The sequence below is a fragment of the Streptomyces chilikensis genome (assembly GCF_001642695.1).
GTDB lineage: Bacteria > Actinomycetota > Actinomycetes > Streptomycetales > Streptomycetaceae > Streptomyces > Streptomyces chilikensis.
In genome coordinates this window covers 3,067,654-3,068,012 of sequence record NZ_LWCC02000005.1, presented here as the reverse complement: position 1 = coordinate 3,068,012, position 359 = coordinate 3,067,654, and the positions used below count along the sequence as shown (strand labels likewise).

General features: G+C 68.5%; 1 protein-coding gene. It reads left to right on the top strand.

The window, feature by feature from the left end; all coding sequences use genetic code 11:
- On the top strand, window positions 1-359 hold a 359-nt coding region (locus tag A2U95_RS32690), incomplete at both ends, for an AMP-binding protein (protein ID WP_240957313.1).

Below are 359 nucleotides of genomic sequence, written 5' to 3'. Positions count from 1 at the left end.
CGGCATCACCGTCGTCAACGGCTACGGACCCGCCGAATCCATGGGCTTCACCACCACCCACACCATCGAACCCGGCAACCAACCCCACCAGACGATCCCCATCGGATCACCGATCACCAACAAGGGCGCCTACGTCCTCGACAACCATCTCCAGCTCACCGCACCCGGCGTGACCGGCGAGCTCTACCTCGCCGGCGACGGCCTCGCCCACGGCTATCTCGGCCGTCCGGACCTGACCGCCACCCGCTTCGTCCCCAACCCCCACGGACCCGCCGGCAGCCGCCTCTACCGCACCGGCGACCTCGTCCACTTCGACACCGACGGCAACCTCCACTACGAAGGCCGCGCCGACGACCAGA